At 32.9% G+C, this 19,532-nt stretch carries 18 protein-coding genes; 1 reads left to right on the top strand and 17 read right to left on the bottom strand.

The window, feature by feature from the left end:
• Window positions 1-229: 229 nt before the first annotated feature.
• Window positions 230-1,888 carry a fatty acid kinase catalytic subunit FakA gene (fakA, locus tag KA894_RS05220; RefSeq protein ID WP_115342214.1) on the bottom strand — a complete coding sequence of 553 codons (1,659 nt, stop codon included), beginning with the start codon at window positions 1,886-1,888 and terminating at the stop codon, window positions 230-232.
• A gap of 14 nt (window positions 1,889-1,902) precedes the next feature.
• Complete coding sequence (locus KA894_RS05215; RefSeq protein ID WP_096810143.1) at window positions 1,903-2,274, bottom strand: Asp23/Gls24 family envelope stress response protein; 372 nt, start codon at window positions 2,272-2,274, stop codon at window positions 1,903-1,905.
• 236 nt (window positions 2,275-2,510) lie between these two features.
• On the opposite strand from KA894_RS05215, the gene rpmB reads away from it, so the two are divergent.
• Entirely contained in the window at window positions 2,511-2,699 is a 189-nt protein-coding gene (gene rpmB, locus KA894_RS05210; RefSeq protein ID WP_002483503.1) for a 50S ribosomal protein L28, read from the top strand.
• Window positions 2,700-2,779: 80 nt separating this feature from the next.
• Here rpmB and KA894_RS05205 read toward each other — a convergent pair whose 3' ends face one another.
• From KA894_RS05205 to KA894_RS05135, 15 genes are all read right to left on the bottom strand, one after another.
• Window positions 2,780-3,415, bottom strand: a complete 636-nt coding sequence (locus tag KA894_RS05205) for a thiamine diphosphokinase (RefSeq protein ID WP_103372970.1) — start codon at window positions 3,413-3,415, stop codon at window positions 2,780-2,782.
• A gap of 5 nt (window positions 3,416-3,420) precedes the next feature.
• Window positions 3,421-4,065, bottom strand: a complete 645-nt coding sequence (gene rpe / locus KA894_RS05200; RefSeq protein ID WP_115342215.1) for a ribulose-phosphate 3-epimerase — start codon at window positions 4,063-4,065, stop codon at window positions 3,421-3,423.
• A complete protein-coding gene (gene rsgA / locus KA894_RS05195; protein ID WP_107644159.1) occupies window positions 4,066-4,941 on the bottom strand; it encodes a ribosome small subunit-dependent GTPase A in 876 nt (291 codons plus the stop codon). It abuts the gene before it with no gap.
• A 203-nt stretch (window positions 4,942-5,144) separates the two neighbouring features.
• The gene (pknB, locus tag KA894_RS05190; protein ID WP_096810165.1) at window positions 5,145-7,199 is read right to left on the bottom strand and encodes a Stk1 family PASTA domain-containing Ser/Thr kinase; all 2,055 of its coding nucleotides are present in this window, start codon (window positions 7,197-7,199) and stop codon (window positions 5,145-5,147) included.
• Window positions 7,196-7,939 (bottom strand): Stp1/IreP family PP2C-type Ser/Thr phosphatase, encoded by a 744-nt coding sequence (locus KA894_RS05185; RefSeq protein ID WP_096810170.1) that lies wholly within the window; start codon window positions 7,937-7,939, stop codon window positions 7,196-7,198. Before KA894_RS05185 ends, pknB begins: the two co-directional genes overlap by 4 nt.
• Window positions 7,940-7,943: 4 nt before the next feature.
• The gene (gene rlmN, locus KA894_RS05180; RefSeq protein ID WP_096810176.1) at window positions 7,944-9,038 is read right to left on the bottom strand and encodes a dual-specificity RNA methyltransferase RlmN; all 1,095 of its coding nucleotides are present in this window, start codon (window positions 9,036-9,038) and stop codon (window positions 7,944-7,946) included.
• Between the two features lie 3 nt (window positions 9,039-9,041).
• Entirely contained in the window at window positions 9,042-10,349 is a 1,308-nt protein-coding gene (gene rsmB / locus KA894_RS05175; RefSeq protein ID WP_229719049.1) for a 16S rRNA (cytosine(967)-C(5))-methyltransferase RsmB, read from the bottom strand.
• A gap of 2 nt (window positions 10,350-10,351) precedes the next feature.
• The gene (fmt, locus tag KA894_RS05170; RefSeq protein WP_096810179.1) at window positions 10,352-11,284 is read right to left on the bottom strand and encodes a methionyl-tRNA formyltransferase; all 933 of its coding nucleotides are present in this window, start codon (window positions 11,282-11,284) and stop codon (window positions 10,352-10,354) included.
• The gene (locus KA894_RS05165) at window positions 11,277-11,765 is read right to left on the bottom strand and encodes a peptide deformylase (protein ID WP_096810184.1); all 489 of its coding nucleotides are present in this window, start codon (window positions 11,763-11,765) and stop codon (window positions 11,277-11,279) included. The genes fmt and KA894_RS05165 overlap by 8 nt, the downstream gene beginning before the upstream one ends.
• A gap of 711 nt (window positions 11,766-12,476) precedes the next feature.
• Window positions 12,477-13,166: a GNAT family N-acetyltransferase gene (locus KA894_RS05160; RefSeq protein ID WP_107644156.1), complete on the bottom strand. Its 690-nt coding sequence runs from the start codon at window positions 13,164-13,166 to the stop codon at window positions 12,477-12,479.
• 529 nt (window positions 13,167-13,695) lie between these two features.
• The gene (locus KA894_RS05155; RefSeq protein WP_096810192.1) at window positions 13,696-14,970 is read right to left on the bottom strand and encodes an amidohydrolase; all 1,275 of its coding nucleotides are present in this window, start codon (window positions 14,968-14,970) and stop codon (window positions 13,696-13,698) included.
• Window positions 14,971-14,982: 12 nt separating this feature from the next.
• A complete protein-coding gene (locus KA894_RS05150) occupies window positions 14,983-16,497 on the bottom strand; it encodes an AbgT family transporter (RefSeq protein ID WP_096810193.1) in 1,515 nt (504 codons plus the stop codon).
• 62 nt (window positions 16,498-16,559) lie between these two features.
• Window positions 16,560-18,002, bottom strand: coding sequence for a M20 family metallopeptidase (locus KA894_RS05145; RefSeq protein WP_115342217.1), 1,443 nt, complete (start codon window positions 18,000-18,002; stop codon window positions 16,560-16,562).
• Window positions 18,003-18,429: 427 nt separating this feature from the next.
• Window positions 18,430-18,627, bottom strand: coding sequence for a hypothetical protein (locus KA894_RS05140; RefSeq protein WP_096810197.1), 198 nt, complete (start codon window positions 18,625-18,627; stop codon window positions 18,430-18,432).
• A 270-nt stretch (window positions 18,628-18,897) separates the two neighbouring features.
• A complete protein-coding gene (locus tag KA894_RS05135) occupies window positions 18,898-19,368 on the bottom strand; it encodes a GNAT family N-acetyltransferase (RefSeq protein WP_096810200.1) in 471 nt (156 codons plus the stop codon).
• Window positions 19,369-19,532 lie beyond the last annotated feature (164 nt).

Genomic DNA, 19,532 nt, shown 5'->3' with positions numbered 1-19,532 from the left:
AATGGCACACCATTTTGAACAAAAATTATATATAAGTAAAGTTTCAAAATCATTTATCTTTACTAGCGAATTTTTCAAATGAAATGCACCGATTTATTATACACTTTTTTCAACAAGATAGGTTAAATATGGCAACAATGTATTGCAAAAAGAAAAATATACGCAACTAGATATGATTATCTAATTACGTATATGGATTAAAATGTTATTTTTATCGACTCACTTAAAGCTATTCAACTGAAAACAGATATTGGTAAACGGGTTGATTACCTTGATGTTGGTCTATTTCTATATCAGGATATGTCGCTTCAATCCACGATTCAACGCTTGAAGTGATATCAGCATGCGCATCTTCTCCAACAATCATAGTGATAATTTCACTTTCATCCGTTATCATTTCTGCTAATAAGTTTTTAACTGTTTCAATCTGATCCTCATTACTTGTAATAATTTTATCTTCGACCAAGCCCATAAATGCATCTTTTTTAATCTCAACGCCGTCCACTTTTGTGTCTCTTACAGCATATGTAACAGAGCCTGACGTGACTATTTCTAATGATTCAATCATTCGCTTTTTATTGTTTGTCAACGTGTCTGCTACATCAAAGTTAAATAGTGCAGCAATACCTTGAGGTATCGATTTGGTTGGAATCACAACTGCTTCTGCTTCAACTATCGTCGCAGCTTGTTCACTTGCCATCATAATATTTTTATTATTTGGCAAGATAATTGCACGTTTACACTGAGATTGCTCAATTACTTTGACAATGTCTTCTGTAGATGGATTCATTGTCTGTCCGCCACTGATGATATGCGTAGCGCCCATCGATTTAAACAACTCTGATATACCTTCACCCATAGAAATAGCGATAACTGCAGTATCTACTGTTGTCATATCTTGATTTGAATCAACATTTTGTCCTTTTTGTTCTTTTTTAACAACTTCTCGGTGTTGTTCGCGCATATTTTCAACTTTTAATTTAATTAATTCACCATATTGTTGTCCGTAATTAAACACATCTCCAGGTTTTTCAGTATGTACGTGAACTTTTACAATTTCATCATCATTAATCACTAATAATGAATCACCGTATTGACTCATATCTTCTCTAAAAGTATTTTCATCAAAGAATTTTTTATTTTTACCAAAACGGACCATCATTTCTGTACAATATCCATAAATAATATCTTCCGTATTGATAACGCCATGGAAATCATGCGCTTCGTTCACTAAAGTATCTGTATCTAATTTTTGTGTTTCTGCACTTATTGTTTCTCCTTTTAAAGCTTTAAGAAAGCCTTCATATACTACTACTAACCCTTTACCACCACTATCTACTACACCAACTTCTTTTAATACTGGTAATAAATTAGGCGTATTTTCTAGAGAAATTTTAGCTTGCTCTATAATATAAGTCACTAATTCAATACAATCTTCTGTTTCTGGGGCTTTTTCTAGACCTGCATCTGCTGCATCTCTAGCCACTGTTAAGATTGTACCTTCTACTGGTTTCATAATTGCTTTATATGCTGTTTCAACGCCAGCCTTAAAACTGTCTGCTAGTTGTTGTGTATTAATTTCATTATACTCTTCTAAATTTTTACTGAATCCTCTAAATAACTGCGATAAAATAACACCAGAATTGCCTCTCGCTCCCATTAACAGACCTTTGGAGAATGTTTTGCCTAGTTCACCTATATGTTGTGACAAATTCTCTTCTACTGCTTCTCTACCAGATGTCATTGTTAAATTCATATTTGTCCCTGTATCTCCATCTGGTACTGGATATACATTTAATGAATCTACTAAATCTGCATGATTAGATAAATTTTGTGCCCCTTGAATTATCATTTCGGCAAATAATTTACCATTTATTTTGCTAACCATTACGTTATGTCCTCCTAGTTTTTCGTGCCATTATCCACTCGCACACCTTGTATAAATATATTAATTGAATTTATTTTTACTTTTAATGTTTGTTCTAATGTATATTTCACTGTTGACTGAACATTGCTTGCTACTTCTGATATTTTAGTACCATAACTGACAATAATATACATATCAACATCTAACACGCCATTTTCTTCTCTGACAACAATGCCTTTTGCATAATTTTCATAGCCTAATATTTCAGCAATGCCATCTCTCACTTGTTGTCTAGAAGCCATACCAACAATGCCATAACATTCTACTGCTTTACTACCAACCACTGAAGCTATTACTTCGTTCGAAATATCAATACTACCATAATCATTTGTGATTTCTAATGTCATTTTATTGGGCCTCCTAGTTTATGGTTCTTATTTTAGCTTTGATACTTATCGTTTTTAAATTTAAAAAACACAATATTTATCCACAGTTTAGAATTATACCATAAAATGAGTGTAACAAAAGCATAAGCATTGTAAAGAAAATTTTTTCATTTTATTGCCATATCCTTTTATATGTGGTACATTATTCAGGTATGTAGTAGATACGTGTATTTATATTTATTAAAGGAGGTACTTTCATGGGCAAACAATGTTTCGTAACAGGTCGTAAAGCTTCAACTGGAAACAATCGTTCACACGCTTTAAATTCTTCGAAAAGAAGATGGAATGCTAACCTTCAAAAAGTTAGAATTCTTGTAGACGGAAAACCTAAAAAAGTTTGGGTTTCTGCACGTGCTTTAAAATCTGGTAAAGTAACTAGAGTTTAATAAATATAATGCACGAAAAAGACCAATCCTTATGTGGAGGATTGGTCTTTTTTTATTTCTTTAAAATGACTTTTTTCATATTAATCTTTACTTTTTATCATTAGCACACTACCCTTAGTAATTGATACAATCCCTTGTGCCTTAATCAGCTCATTAGATATGGTTAAGGTTGATCCTAATTGTAGGGACGCATGCTTCAATTCATATTTAAAGTTGGTTAATGAAATCATTGTAGGATACATTATAGGTATAAATGATATATACGGGTAATTAATATCTCGTTCAATATGATGCTCACCTGTAGATAAATATGAAATTTCATTTTGGTGATCGATTATTTTAATGGTAATTTGTTGTTGTGTATAGGCTGGTTTTTCTAGTATTTGTAAAGCGCCCATAAAATGATCTAAACGGCCGCCTGTTGCACCATATATATCAATCTCATTATAACCACAATCAATTGCTTGGCCGATACCTAGCGCTAAATCAGTATCGTCTTTTTCAGAAGCGTAAGGATTAATCGTGAGCTTATCTGATAAATAAGCTTTTTCCTCTTTCGTGATTGAATCAAAATCGCCAACTGCAAATGTTGGTATAATACCTGATTCGATTAAATTTAATGCACCTCGGTCAATACCTATCCAAGCTTCGTCTTCTTTTTTTTGTAAAATATTTTTGGGCAAATTTCGTTTACCACATAATAAATTGACTTTCATCGATTTCAACCTTTCAATATCTGAGTCGCTGATTGATAATCATCTTGTTTGAAGAAATAGGAACCTGCAACCAGCATTGTTGCGCCATGTTCTATTACAGATTTAACGGTTTCATCATTAATACCACCGTCTACTTCGACCTCAAATGTTAAATCAAGTTCTTTTTTGATGTTCGAAAGTTGATCAAGTTTGTCTAAGCTTTCTTGAATAAACGATTGTCCTCCAAAACCAGGGTTAACTGTCATTACGAGTACATAATCTACCATTTTCAACACAGGCGCAATGGACTCTACGGGCGTACCTGGATTAATCACTACACCCGCTTGCACATTTGCATTTTTTATTTGTTGAATTACTCTATGAATATGCGGTGTCGCTTCAACATGTACAGAAATCATATCTGCGCCCTGTTCTGCAAAAAGTTCTACGTATTTTTCTGGTTCTTCTATCATTAAATGTACATCTATTGGCAAACACGTACCTTTTCTTACAGCTTCTAATATAGGTAAACCAATTGAAATATTTGGAACAAATTGTCCATCCATCACGTCAAAGTGCACGCCATCCACGCCCGCTTTTTCTAAAGCTTTTAATTCTTCTTGTAGCTGTAAAAAATTTGCTGATAATAATGAAGGATATAATTTTGCCACTTAATATCTTTCCTTTCTATTTGAAATTTCATTGAAAATTTGTAAATAATGTTCATATCTAAACTGCGCTATATTACCATTTTCTAATTCATGCTTCACATTACATTTGGGTTCATTGATATGATTACAATCTCTAAATTTACATTGTTCACCATATGTATTGATTTCCATAAAATAATGTTTTACTTCTTCTTTTTGAATATGATTAAAATCTAATGCACTAAATCCTGGCGTATCAGCTATATAGCCATTGTTTCGTTCAAATAATTCTACATGTCTTGTCGTGTGTTTACCTCTATTTAAAGCTTTAGATATATATTGTGTTTCGATATTCAAATTTGGGAAGTATTTGTTTAATAATGTTGATTTCCCGACGCCTGATTGACCGCTTAATACAGCAAGACCGTCGCCCCATTGTGTAAAAACTTGATTAATATCCTCATCAATGCTAATAAATTGTGTTTTGTATCCCATATCTTCATATACTTTTAATAATTCTAAAATATTATCTTCTATTTTAGCTGATGTGATATCTCGCTTCGTTACTAAAATACGTGGTCTCATATGATAAGAATGAGCAATAACTAAAAACCTATCTAATAACTGAGTCGAAAAATCAGGCTCTACCGCACTCACCACTAATATGAGATGGTCTACATTACTGACTGGTGGTCTTTTCAATTCATTCTTTCGTTCATGAATATGTTGGATATAACCTTCTGTTATATTTTCAACATCGAAATCTACTACATCACCAACAATAGGAGAGATTTTATTTTTTCTAAATAAACCACGTGGTTTGGTATCGTACATTTCTCCACTGACGTCTACGCGGTAAACGCCACTTAACGATTTTATGATGCGTCCTGTTTTCACTTAGGCACCCCTTCTTTTTTAAGCTTTACTTTTTATATTATATCAAAGGCCTTTTAATTTAAATACGATTTAAGACTAATTCAGTTAAAAATTAAAATTTCAAATAAATAACAAAGCACTATTTCTACACAGTATCAGTAGAAATAGTGCTCTGTTTTTGTTGGTTAATATGCTAAATCTTTTTGCTCACATGTTTCAATTCACTAAAAATCGTAAGGGATATCTTTATCTGCAACGACTTTACCATCCACACGGATCGTATAACCCGCCGTTTCACCTTCTTCGATTGTCATAGGAATAGTGACTGTCTTGTCATCTTTTATTTTGAAACTTTGCGCAGCTGACGTCCCTTCATCATCTTTATCACGTACATATACCTTTACTTCTTGACTCTCATCATCATCACCAGTATATGACACTTGGTATGTTTCTGTATATTCCTTGGTTTCTTTTTTCTCATCCTTATCAGAATCTGATGAGTCATCATCTTCCTTTTTCTCTGAATCTTTGTCCTCTTTTTTCTCTTTGGATTCAGGCTTGCCTGTAGAAACTACAAATTCTATAGTAGATCCTTCGTCAACTTCTTTATCTTTCGGTGATTGGCTAATTACGCTATCCTTATCGACCGATTTGTCTGAACGTTTTTCTACAGTCACTACTTTAAACCCTTTTGATTCTAATTCAGATTTAGCAGTTTTAAATGATTTGTCCTCATAGTCATCTACATATATCTGTTTTATACCTAGTGATTCTGTCAATTTAATATTGCTATTACTGATTTTCACTCTTTCGCCTGGTGAGATATTTTGTGTTTCAATTAAACCTTTTGACACATTTTGTTTGGTATAAGATTGATCGACTTGTGCGTCATCGATTCCTAAATCTTTTAATTTATCTAACGCTTCTGATTTAGGTAATCCATATAAATTAGGCATTTCTGCTGTTTTAGGGCCTTTAGATAAAACAATATCAACTTTGCTGTTTTGTTCTAAACGTTCACCTTTACCTGGCGTTGTTTTAATAATTTTATTTTCAGGATATTTATCACTATATTCACGTGACGTTTTACCTAAATCTAATTTATTTTCTTTTAGAATGCCTTCTGCTTCTTTTTCAGTTTTGCCTATCAAATTGGGAGTTTCTAAATATTTATTACCAAACATGCCCATAGCCATAAATCCAAAAAGCCCAAATAAAAGTAACACAATGATCAAACCATAGAAAAACTTTTTCTTTTTAGACCTCTTTTTAGGAGGTACTGCATATAATTGCTCTTCATTCGTTTGAAAATATTGTTGGTTAACAATTGGAATTTGCATTGTTTGGTGCATATTTTTCGATTTATCTTCTTCGCGTGATTGGTTGGCAATTTCTGCTTTATTAATAGGCACAGTTTTAGTATCCGCATCCACAGAATAGTATCTTGCTTCATTCATGCGTTCTTGTGATAACACCGTTGATAAATCTTCTAGCATTTCTTTAACAGATTGATAACGTTCTGCTTTATTTTTTTCTGTAGCTTTAAGTACGACATTACTTAACGATTGTGGTACTTCTGGTCGTTTATCTGTAACGTTAGGCATAGGATCTTGAATATGCTTTATGGCAATACTTACAGCCGTCTCACCAGAGAATGGGGGATGACCTACAAGCATTTCATATAAGACAACACCTATGGAATAGATATCAGTGCCATTATCTGTAGAGTCACCACGAGCTTGTTCTGGAGAAAGATATTGAACAGTACCTAAAACATGGTTAGTTTGCGTCATTGTTGTTTCACTCAAAGCTTTTGCAATACCGAAGTCTAATATTTTTAACGTTTGATCACTATTTATCAATATGTTTTGAGGTTTTATATCACGATGTACAATCTTTGTATCATGCGCATGTTTTATTCCCTCTATAATTTGTTCCGTAAAATTGATAACAGTTTGGATATCTAAAGGACGATGTTGTTGAATATATTCAGACAAAGTGGGGCCTTCTATACATTCCATGACTAAGAAGAAATATTCATCATTTTCAGTAACATCAAAAACGTTCACTATATTTTTATGTGAAAGTTGTGTTAAATTATGAACTTCACGCTCAAAACGTTTAATCGTTTCTTCTTTCTCACCAGAAGGTATTCTAATCGCTTTAATTGCTACCTTTCGATTCAAAATGGTGTCATCAGCTAAATACACTATACTCATGCCACCGCCGCCAAGTTTTTTAATCACTTTATAACGTTCACTTATTAGTTTTCCAATCATACCTTATCTCCTTCGATTTCTGCTAAAACAATGCTCACATTATCATTTGTATCTTGAGACAATGCCAATTCAATAAGATTTTGACCATGTGTTTCTAAATCTGTTTCTTGCATTAATGCTTCTTGTATCATGTGGTTTCTTACAAAATCTGTCAGTCCATCTGAATTCAGAAGTAGAAAATCATAAAAATTCGTTTTTTTAACAAAAATATCTGGTGTAACAACTTTATCCGTTCCCATCACTTTTGTAATAATATTTCTTTGAGGATGGTTAAATGCTTCTTCAGCACTAATTTGACCTAACATAACTAAATGATTGACGAAAGAATGATCATTTGTAACTTGTTCAATCTCTCTGCTATTTACTAAATAGCCTCTTGAATCGCCTATATTAGCTACAACAACATATTCATCAAATACAAGTGCACACACACAAGTCGTCCCCATACCTTGATATTCAACATTTTCCGTTGACATTTCGTACAGTTCGCGGTTAATAGCTTTTAATGTAGTTCTTAGCCAGTCTTCAGCTTGTTTAGGTTCAATTAAATTTTCCTCTTCAAAACGACGTTGCAATTCGTTCGTCACAAATTGACTAGCTACTTCTCCTGCTAAATGTCCACCCATACCATCACAGAGTACAAGTAATTGTTGTTCTGTTTGGTTATAGAACACACCACCTGCATCTTCGTTCTTATCACGATATTGACCTGTGTTAGTAAAAAATTGTGCTTTTAGCATACTATTACCTCGTTTCTACTTTTCGTTCCTTAGCTCTTAATTGACCGCATGCTGCATCAATGTCAGCACCTTGTTCTCTTCTTATTGTGGCGTTGATGCCTAATCGATTTAATTCTTTTTCAAATTTAAAAATATCTTCTTTTGGTGTCTTAACGTAATTTCTTTCTGGTACATGGTTTACAGGGATTAAATTGACATGACAGTTTAGTTTTTGAATCAAGTGTGCTAACTCTCTTGCATGCTCAACTTGATCATTGACGCCTCCAAATAATCCATATTCAAATGTAATACGTCTATTCGTTTTTTCCTGATAATAAGTAATAGCTTCCATTAATTTTTCAACATTATAAGCTCTATTTATAGGCATTAATCTAGAACGAATTTCATCGTTTGCACCATGTAAGCTGACTGCAAAATTAATCTGGATATCCTCATCAGCAAAATCATAAATTCTTGGTATGATACCAGAAGTTGACACTGTGATATGGCGTGCACCAATATTTAAACCATTATCATTATTTACGATTTTCAAGAAATCCATCATTTCATCATAATTTTCAAATGGCTCTCCAATCCCCATAATAACGATTTGTGATACACGTTCCCCAGTTTCGTCTAATGCTTTCTGAACGGTGAGTACTTGAGATACGATTTCTCCAGCTTCTAAATTACGCTTTAAACCACCTAATGTAGAAGCACAAAATGTACAACCAATACGACAGCCAACCTGAGTCGTGACACATACAGAGTTACCGTACTCATGTCTCATTAGTACGGTTTCAATAGTATAACCGTCTTGTAATTCAAATAAAAATTTGATTGTTCCGTCTCGACTCTCTTGCTTAACTACTGTTGTCATAGCTGTCATTGCAAAGTTATCTGCCAATAATACTCTTAACGCTTTAGATAAGTTTGTCATTTCATCAATGCTATTCACTCGTTTTTCATATAACCATTCAAAAATTTGCTTAGCTCTAAATTTTTGTTGGCCGTGCACTTTTAACCAATTTTCCATTTCATCATATCTAAGTGAATAAATTGATTGCTTTTCGAAATCAGGAAGGAATTTATTTTTCTTCTTCTTTTCTGTAGTAATCATCGTCTATTGTTCCTTTCTTTTTATCCTAGTAATAAAAAAGCCATCAGAGTTAAAGTGCTGCGGCAGTACTTGTAAAGTTTTTACCTTTTCTCCACTGATTGGATGTTCAAATAGGTCAAATTCAAAATCTTTATTTTCTTTTAAAAATGTATAAATAACATTTTCATTTTCTAACTGTTCAATGGTACACGTAGAATAAACTAATGTGCCCCCTGGGCGTAAACTTTCTTTAACATTATTCAATATCTCTAATTGCATATTTACTAATGATTGAATACTTTGCTGACTCTGTTCATATTTTATTTCTGGCTTGTGTCTCAATACACCTAAGCCACTACATGGTGCATCCACTAAAATCTTATCATACACTTTATCATATTTTTGGGTTGCATCGTGATCAAAAGCAGAAATGTTAGATAATCGTAATTTTCGAATATTAAAATCAATTAAATCTATTTTGTGCTCATGAATATCAGTAGCGTCTACGTGTCCACTCCCATGAAGTGTTTCTGCTATATGGCAAGCTTTTCCACCTGGTGCACTACAAGCATCTAATACTAAATCTCCTTCTTGAAGATTCATGATTTCTGCTACAAACATAGAACTTTTATCTTGAATAGATACTAAGCCATCTTTAAACATTCGAGACTCAATAATCGGTTTCCCACTAATATGTAAACAAACCGTAATATCTTCGTCTTGCGTCACCGTATAACCATCATTTTCTAAACGCTGTATTGCTTCTTCAACTGTAATTCTAGTTAAGTTCACTCTAACTGTAGTAGTAACTTTAGTTAAAAACGATTGAGCAATTGCTTCTGTTTTATCAATACCGAAGTGTGTCGTCCAATGGTCAACGAGCCATTTAGGCAAACTATATTGAACGGCAATGCGTTTCTTTTCATCTTTAATTTCACTAAAATCAGGTAACTCACTGCGCATTAAATTCCTTAAAATGCCATTCACTACATTCCCGTTATGTGGACCACCTTTAAACTTTGCAATGTTAACAGCTTCATTGATAATCGCATGCTGAGGTACTTTATCTAAATAAACATATTGATAAATACTCATCCACAATAGCTGTCTAACCCATCCTTTAAGTTTTGTCCGTAGAAATGGTTTCAACAGATAATCAAGTGTATATTTTCTTTTTAAAGTACCATATACAAGCTCGGTAAATAAATTTTTATCTGCTCTGTTTAATTCATTATTTGATAATACTTCATTGATAATAATATTACTATACGCTTTATCATCGATAATATCTTGTAGTGTTTCAAAAGCTAATAATCTAACATTTGTTTCAATTGTCATGACAATACCTTCCCAACGAGCGTGCCTTGCACACCACTTAAATAATTAGCTGTAAGCATTCTTTTTTTACCTGCAACTTGAATATCCGTTAATGCGATTGCATCATTTGAACCAGTAGCAACGATGATAGCCTTCTTAGTCGTTTCTATAATTGTGCCAGGTTCACCATTTTTATCTTTTTCAATGCGAGAAGCATATATTTTTAAATTTTCACCATCCATGATTGTATGTGCAACTGGCCATGGCGATAAGCCTCTAATTTGATTGTAAATTGCTTCTGCAGACATTGACCAATCAATTTTTTCATCTTCACGACGTATATTGGAAGCAAATGTCGCTTCATCATCATTTTGGGCAATACTATCATTTGTGCCATTAATGATGGAAGGTAGTGTTTCTTTTAATAAATCCGCACCTAAAAAACTAAGTTTATCATGCATAGAGCCAACGTCATCTTGCACTTCAATATCAATTGCTTGTTGGGAAATGATGTTCCCAGCATCTAATTTTTTAACCATATACATAATAGAAATACCAGTTTGTTTTTCACCATCAATGATAGCTTGGTGTATTGGCGCACCGCCTCTATATTTTGGTAATAGTGATGCATGAACGTTGATTGCACCTAATTTTGGTGATTGTAATAATGACTCTGGCAGTAATTGACCAAACGCTGCAGTCACGATTAAATCAGCATTTAATCCAATTAATTCTTCCAATTCTTGAGATTGTGATAATTTTTCTGGTTGATAAACCGGGATTGCATGTTCAACTGCCACTTGCTTTACGGGCGGCGGTGTCAATTTGCGTTTTCTACCAACTGGTCGATCTGGTTGTGTAACCACTGCTATCACATTATGTTCAGCGATTAGCATTTCTAATACTTTTGTTGAAAATTCTGGTGTTCCCATAAAAATAATTTTACTCATAATCGAAATACGCCTCCATTTCTACCTCATTCAAAATTTTATTGGCACGTGCTGTAAATAGCTTACCTTCAAAATGGTCAATCATGTGCAATATCATGCGCGCAATATCATCATATGCAGTCATTTCTACTTCATTTCCATTTTTGTCATTACTTTTTATTACAATCATTTCACTTCTTTTTACTTCACCAAACACGCCGGGTAAAGAAACAGAGCCTTCTAAGTCAGTTACTGTTTTATCCGATTCACTTATTATTCTAGGATTGATAAGTTGTAATAAACCGTCTGCTTCCATATCTATAATAGCTACTTTTTGAGAAATACCTATTTGAGGTGCACATATTGCAGATGCTTCTACTTCATACAGAGTATCTTCTAAATCAAGTAATAATTGTGCTAAACTTTCATCAAACAATGACACATCGGGTATCTTTTTTTGTAATATTGGGTTTTTTCCCGAAACAAGTTGCTTTATTGTCATTTAATTAACTCCTCATAAAAATTCATCACATCATTATAACTTATTTTAGTTGAATTTGCATCAAGCTTCGTTAAAATAACAGTTGCGTTAAAAACATATTTTTATAAAATGAGTTCGTTGCGCTGGCCCTCAAGGATGACTAGAAAAAATAATATAAATGATATGGGACTTGCACAAGAACTAATAAGGCTAAGTGAATTACATGAGTAAACTCATGTATAAAACCCTGGGACTTAAATATCCATCCTCAAAATAAAGGACTCATCTGTATTAAAATGGAGGAGTCCTTTTTATATAAAAATCTGACGATTTTAACCGTGCATGCATACCTGGGCGTGGTTCGTGCCTGTAGTCTCTCACTCATACTATTCCCCAAGCGTGAGCACGTTGAAAATCGTTACAAAATATGTGTTTTAGCACAAAAAAATAAGGCCCTTTCGTATAATTTAATAAACACTACTAAACTAAATCAACGAGGTGCCTTATGTATAAAGATTATAATATGCCTCAACTTACACTACCAATGGCATTTTTCATAAACGATAGCATTGAAATCATGTGGCTTTCGCAAAATCTGCCTCTTTCTTATAAAACGATTAATCGTTTTCGAATTCAGAGCTGAGACGTTATTTACGTTTCATTCTCTTTTTAACACTATAAAAATAACCGTAGGCGTTTTACACAAAACAAGCCCTCGGTTAATTAAATGGATCATAGTGATAATTTATTAATTTGTATGCCAAACTCGTCATAGTTAAATGGATCCAACCAATTTTCAAATTTCATTCTATACTCGGACCATTCACTCGCTAACATGGAAAGCCAACACGTATCCCTACTTCGCTTTTTATAAATAGTATGGTTTCTAAATATCCCTTCATATTTAAAGCCAAGCCGTTTTGCCGCTTTAATAGAAGCTTCATTCAGCGCATCACATTTCCATTCGTATCTTCTATAACCTAAAGTGCCAAAAATATAATTTGCTAACAAATAATGTACTTCTGTCGCAACGCACGTTTGCTTCATTTTATTAGCATAATGTATATGGCCAACTTCAATAGAAGCATTTTTCTCGTTAATTCTAAGTAGAGATAACATACCAACTACATCTTGGTCACTACGATTAATGATAGCAAGAAAATACGGATCTTTCGTTTGTATTTTAGCATGAATATAAGATTCAAAAGCCTCATAGTTTTGGGGTTGTTCATCAGGTAAATAGGTCCAATTAGGTGCATCTTCGTTTGCCTTAAAGTGATGATATAACCGTTTAATATGGTGTGAAGATAACTTTTCTAATCTACAATATTTCCCTTCTAATACATCAATTGTCGGTGCTTTTGGTAATTCAAACTCTTTTAAATCTTCTCCAATAGGTTGATTAAATTCATTAACTCTCATTTTTATACACCCCACTAAGCATATTTAAATTATTAAAAGTATAACATTTATGAGGAGCAGTAGGATTATAAAATATTAAAGGCAATCGCGATTACTAAAATGAAATATTTTAAGATAATAAACATAAAAAGTTATAATAACTTCAAAGTCATAAAGGGCGCCGCTTATAATACATCTGACTACCGCTATAAACTCATATTAAAAAGGTTTTATTACGTTCATTATTCTATATTAGACAAAATCGATTTCAATAAACCAGGAAATTGTTGTTCTAATTCTTTAGATTGAAGCTGACTTAATCGCTTTGTTCCTTTTATAAATAAGTGGTATACAGACTGATGCATTACACATTGAAGCTGAGACATTATATTTTGGGCTCAACTCCTTTCTGATTCAACTATTTATCATGATACGTTAATAAGTTACATCTTACTTATTAACAGCATTAGCTATTTCACTATGCATTAAACATTTCATTCTCTTTTAAATCCAAAACAATACCCTAATTTCTTGATATATTTACGATTTTTCACCCATTAAAATGCTTTGCTATTGTATATAAAACATCAATACCATTAAAAATATCTTGTTCGACAATATCAAATTGAGGGTGGTGGTGGTTGAATTGATGATCTGAACCTACATTTAAATAAAGTCCTTCGTTTCCTAGCTCTTGCACTCTTTCAATAAAATAAGTTGCATCTTCGCTGCCGGAAGGGGTGGTTTCATCTTTAGTAATATTCAACTCACTCATTACATTTGAAATTAATTGATATACCGTTTCTTTTAATTTTTTTGAAGGTAGAATACTTGGCGCTTCCCCCACTTTATTTTGAACGATGTTAACGTTAAACATATTTTCAATACCTTTAATGATATCGGTCACACGGTCGTTCATAAATTGGTTAACTTCGTTATTCATACCTCTTACTTCAATTTCAAGTTTCACTTCATCCGCAATAATATTTCTACTCGAACCCCCATTAATTTTACCCACATTAATTCGAGAGTCACCTTTTTCATGTCTTTGAATCGCATATAATTGTTGAATAAGTGTTGCTGCTGCCAATATCGAATTGCTACCATCTTGTGGGTTAGCACCTGCATGACTTGATTCACCATATATAAATAAATCATATTTCGTCGAAGCCATAAATCCTTCTATTGATGTAATGATCTCATTGGATTTTCCATTTAGACCAATGTGCGTCGCAAAAAAGTGATCAACATCATCTACAACGCCTTTTTTTACCATAGATAGGGCCCCACGCACACCTTCTTCAGCAGGTTGAAATATAAGTTTAATACGGCCCTTGTTTAAATGATTCAAATTTATTAATTGCGCTAAACCAATACCCATGGTCATATGAGCATCATGGCCACAAGCATGCATAAACCCTTCATGCTTTGAAATAAAATTTGCTTTATATGGCTGATGATGATTAGAATCACTTTCTTTAATGGGGAGAGCATCGATATCAAACCGGAATGCCAGCGTTGGTCCTGGTTCTTCAAATTCTTTTGTCGCAACAATACCAGTTAAACCATCTTTAAATTTTTCAATTGTAAAATGATTTTGTTCTAAAAACGCAATGTGTTCATTCAATACGGTGTCATTTGGTCTTCCCATCATATATTGAGTATCCATCACTGCTTCACCTATCTCCAAATCAAAATTTAATGATTTTAATATATGATATAATTCATTTGCTGTATTGATTTCCAAAAAACCTGGTTCAGGCAAAGCGTGTAATTTCCTTCTTAATTGACTTAAATATAATCTTTGATGATCGTCTAATAACATTCAATCACTCCTTTATTTCAATTCTCTTGTAACGCCGGGCCCTACTGGTAAACCAGTTATATAGAAAAACGCGACTAAAACAATCCATGTGGTTAAAAATGATACAGTGTAAGGTATCATTAATGATATTAATGTACCAACACCTGCTTTTTTATCATATTTATTTAAAAACGATAATATGACAACAAAATAAGGATTTAGCGGTGTGACAGTCGCAATAGAAGAATCAGCCACTCTATACGCTACTTGCGTGAAACCGGGATGTATACCAAGCTGCATAAACATCGGAACAAAAACTGGCGCTTCTAATGCCCACTTTGCTGAGCCAGAAGTGATTAAAAAACCAAGAAAAGCAGTAAATATAATATACATAATAATTAATGGAAATCCCGTTAAATTAATACTTTTTAGAAACTCTGCACCATTAACAGCAATCCAAGTAGCCATATTAGACCATTGGAAAAAGCTAATAAATTGAGCTGCAGCAAATGCTAAAACAATATAACCCGATAAGTCTCGAACAGCATCTGTCATATATTTACCAATATCATGTGTAGTATTAATTTTTCTATCAACAATACCAAAGGTAATACCTAATATTAAAAACAGGACTAAAATAATGGGGACGATACCATCTATAAATGGCGAATTTATGATTGAACCATCGTCGCCCCGAAGCGGGCTGTTGGGTATAAATAATGTAATAATGATTGCTAATATATAAATTGAAGCAGCAATCAATGCACTAATCAACGCTTTTTTAGCAGTTGGAGATGATTCATCTACTTCCAAATCTTCGACTTTTTTATTATATTTACCTAACCGTGGTTCAATGATTTTAGTCGTTACCAAGCCACCGACAACCGTGAGCGCAAACGTAGATACAATGTTAAAATACCAATTTGATACTGGTGAAACACTCATACTTGCGTCAATAATCGATGCCGCTTCTGTACTAATACCTGATAATAGCGCATCTGTTCCTACCACTAATAAATTTGCAGTAAAACCCGCTCCTGCTGCGCCAAATCCAGCTGCAAGCCCTGCAATTGGATGTCTACCAAGTTTATAAAATACAATTGCAGCTAATGGAGGGACTAAAATCATTGCTGCATCTGATGCAATATTTCCCATAATTCCAACAAATACGACAACATATGTCACTAATGAAGAAGGAGCTTTTGTAATTGTTTTCCTAATTACGTATTCTAATAGTCCTACCTTTTCTGCTAAGCCTACGCCTAACATCATAGCGATAACAATTCCTAAAGGTGCAAATCCAGTGAAGTTTGTTATTGTATTTTTCAACATGTATTGTAAACCATCGCCTGAAAATAAATTTTTAACTTCTAACGTTTTTTCACTACCTGGTGGTTTCACAGTTGCACCGAACATATTAAAAATAAAGGATAGTATAACTACTATGACTGCTAAATATATGAATAGAAAAAATGGATGCGGTAATTTATTTCCTAAATATTCTACTTTATTTAAAAATTTACTTTGCTTTTTCACTTTCTCTGCCATTCAAATTTCCCCTTTGTTTGTCAGAATATTCTGAAATATATCACTATATTTCAATGATTAAACTATAACGTCGACGGTTGGACGTGATCTGGTATAGGATTTTTATAAGGATGTTTTTCTAATTTTTCCTTATGTTCTTTTTGAATAGATTTTAAAAGATTTTCATCTTTTAAAATATGCAAAGCCGTATTAGCCATAATCCTTGCAGCCCGAAACATCCCTTTAAATGCATAGGTAGATGTCCCTTGCGAAACCATTTGCCAAGTATGTAATGGTGTTCCCATTGCTTCAGTAGTACATGTACATTGAGCTGTTGGTACGACCCAACTCACGTCCGCTACATCAGTAGAGCCCATCATCGGTTTATCAGAAATAACGTAATCGTTAACGATACGACTTAGTCTTTGGTGGTCTAATTTATTACTGTCGCTTATAACCCCGAAACTTTGCAACATATTTTGCGCATTATCTTTTTCTGCTTGTGTTAAAGATTGCCAAATGTTTTCAGCAAAATTTAATTCATTTTCAGAATATACAATTTCTGATTCTTCTTCTTTTAAATAGTGGTACATAATTTCTTCCATTTTTCTATTAGGAGAATAATCAGAACATGCTTTATCAATTTCTATTTCACACTCAGTACCTGTCATTAAGGCTGCACCTTGAGCAATATTTTTCACTCTTTCTAACAATTCATTGGCCCCTTTTAAATTTTCAGCACGAATCAAATATAAAACTTCAGCGTTAGCTTGAACTACATTAGGCGAAATGCCACCTGTATTTGTCACAGCATAGTGTATACGATTAGTATCAGGCATATGCTCTCTTAAATAATTCACACCAACATTCATTAATTCAACAGCATCTAACGCGCTTCTTCCCAATTCTGGTGAATTTGCTGCATGTGAACTGATACCTTTAAATCGAAAATAAATTTGAAAATTAGCTAGTGATTTGTTGCTCATGATGGCATTGGCTGGTGAAGGGTGCCAGCAAAAAGCATAATCTAATGAATCAAATACACCTTCTCTAGACATAAATGTTTTACCAGAGCCGCCTTCTTCACCCGGACAACCATAATAAATGACAGTACCTGGCAAGTTATGCGACTTTAGGTACGCTTTGGTTGCAATAGCGGCCCCTAATGAACCTACACCGAGTAAATTATGACCACAGCCATGACCGTTGATTTGTCCATCAATAGATTGTTCTTCATCAATAAGCGGTTTTTGACTTAAACCCGATAAAGCGTCAAACTCACCTAAAAAACCAATAACTGGTTTTCCATTACCATATTCTCCTTTAAAAGCAGTTTGAATGCCACCTAAATTTTGTTCAATTGCAAACCCTTCTGCTTCAAGAACCTCTAACAATTTCCCTGAAGATAAATACTCCTCAAACCGAGTTTCTGGATGTGACCATATGTATTCACTAGTTTTTGTTAACGTTGATTCTTTTTCTAAAATAATATTATTAACAAACTTTTGATGATTTGTATTATTCATAAAACCACTCCCTTTTATAAATTAATAATATGTTATCATTATAATTTATAAATAGAAAGCGTTTTCAAATACGATTTATGTCATTATCATATAGTTTAACTAAAAATAAGGGGGGATAAAAATGAAAATACATAACAACGCTTGCTTCTCACTTTGTATTTCTTAACCTCAATCTACTTTAAAATCTATTATAATAACGTAAGTTGCTCCAATTAAAAAATGAAAAAGACGAGACAGAAATCAGTTTTTGTTAAAAGATTTCGCCATCTCGTCTACGTATTGTTGGCTAGAAATAAATGGTTTTGTTATAAATACACACTATGTCATTCGTCAACGCTCAATGTTATATATAAGTCTGGAAAACGGTTGATATACCTCAGACTATTTTACATACCTTTAAAAATTAGAGGGGACTTGAATTTGATGCTTAACCAAGTAAGTCTTCTGATGTTGTATTAAAAAATTCTGTTAAAATTTTAACATCATGTTCTGATAACTTGGCTTGCTTGCTTTCTACACGTGCGATTAATTCAGTGCTTAAACCAGTGTTATAAATAGATGTTAAGCGATTCACTAATTCATCTACGCTTAAACCAATTGCTTCTCTATTACTTATTAAACTCATATCAAGACCTCCAACCCGTTTGTATTCACACTGTAAAATGATGATTCATTATGCTTTTATAATCATATGGAACCACATTACATATACGATTATCTATGCTGCCATTTTATATTGAGCTCCTTAGTATTCAATATAACTGTATTATCTATTAAAAGCAAACACAAATTAATTCCATAATTGAAATATTTTATATTTTTATAAAAACGGTGTAAATACTTTTTGTTATAAGTTGTAATAAGTCATTTTTGTAATCATAATCAAAAATGGATTTTAAAATTGATTTACTTCACTATTTTCTAATTCAATTGTCATTGAAGATGCGTTTTTAATAAAACCGATTTTTGAATATAATGGCGCTGCTTGGCTAGAAGCTTTTAAATTTACTACACTTATATTTTCTTCTTTACATTTCGTAAGCAATTGATCTAGTACATGTTTCCCTAAACCTAATCCTCTATATGATTTAATCGTGTATACATTAGTAATGTATCCCTCAACACCAGTATAATTATCATAAGCTGGTGGGATTTGTTGAAATACAACTGCTCCTGTTGATACAATTTGTTCATTCTCTATTAAAAAAACTTGGTAAATATTATTTTGCTCAAAAACATTTTCAAAATATGCTCTCATATTATCATCAATATTTTCAGTTGCTGGCATACCTTGATCTAGTAATTGTTCTTTTCTTAATTTAATAATTGTTTCTATGTCTTTTTGATTTGCAATACTCATCTCCATATCTATTACTCCTTTATAAAAAAATATGAGCAAATAAATTTACTACATATAAAAGCTATATTCAACCATTAAATTTCAAGTTTAATAAATAAAAGAATGGAGTAATCAACCAAATTAAAATTTTGTATTAAAACAAACTTAATTTAAAATAGCCATATGCTTTA

Origin of the sequence: Staphylococcus sp. GDY8P131P, from assembly GCF_017891975.1 — a bacterium.
GTDB lineage: Bacteria > Bacillota > Bacilli > Staphylococcales > Staphylococcaceae > Staphylococcus > Staphylococcus nepalensis.
Note: the sequence above shows the minus strand (reverse complement) of the source record. Positions and strands in the feature narration are given on the sequence as shown.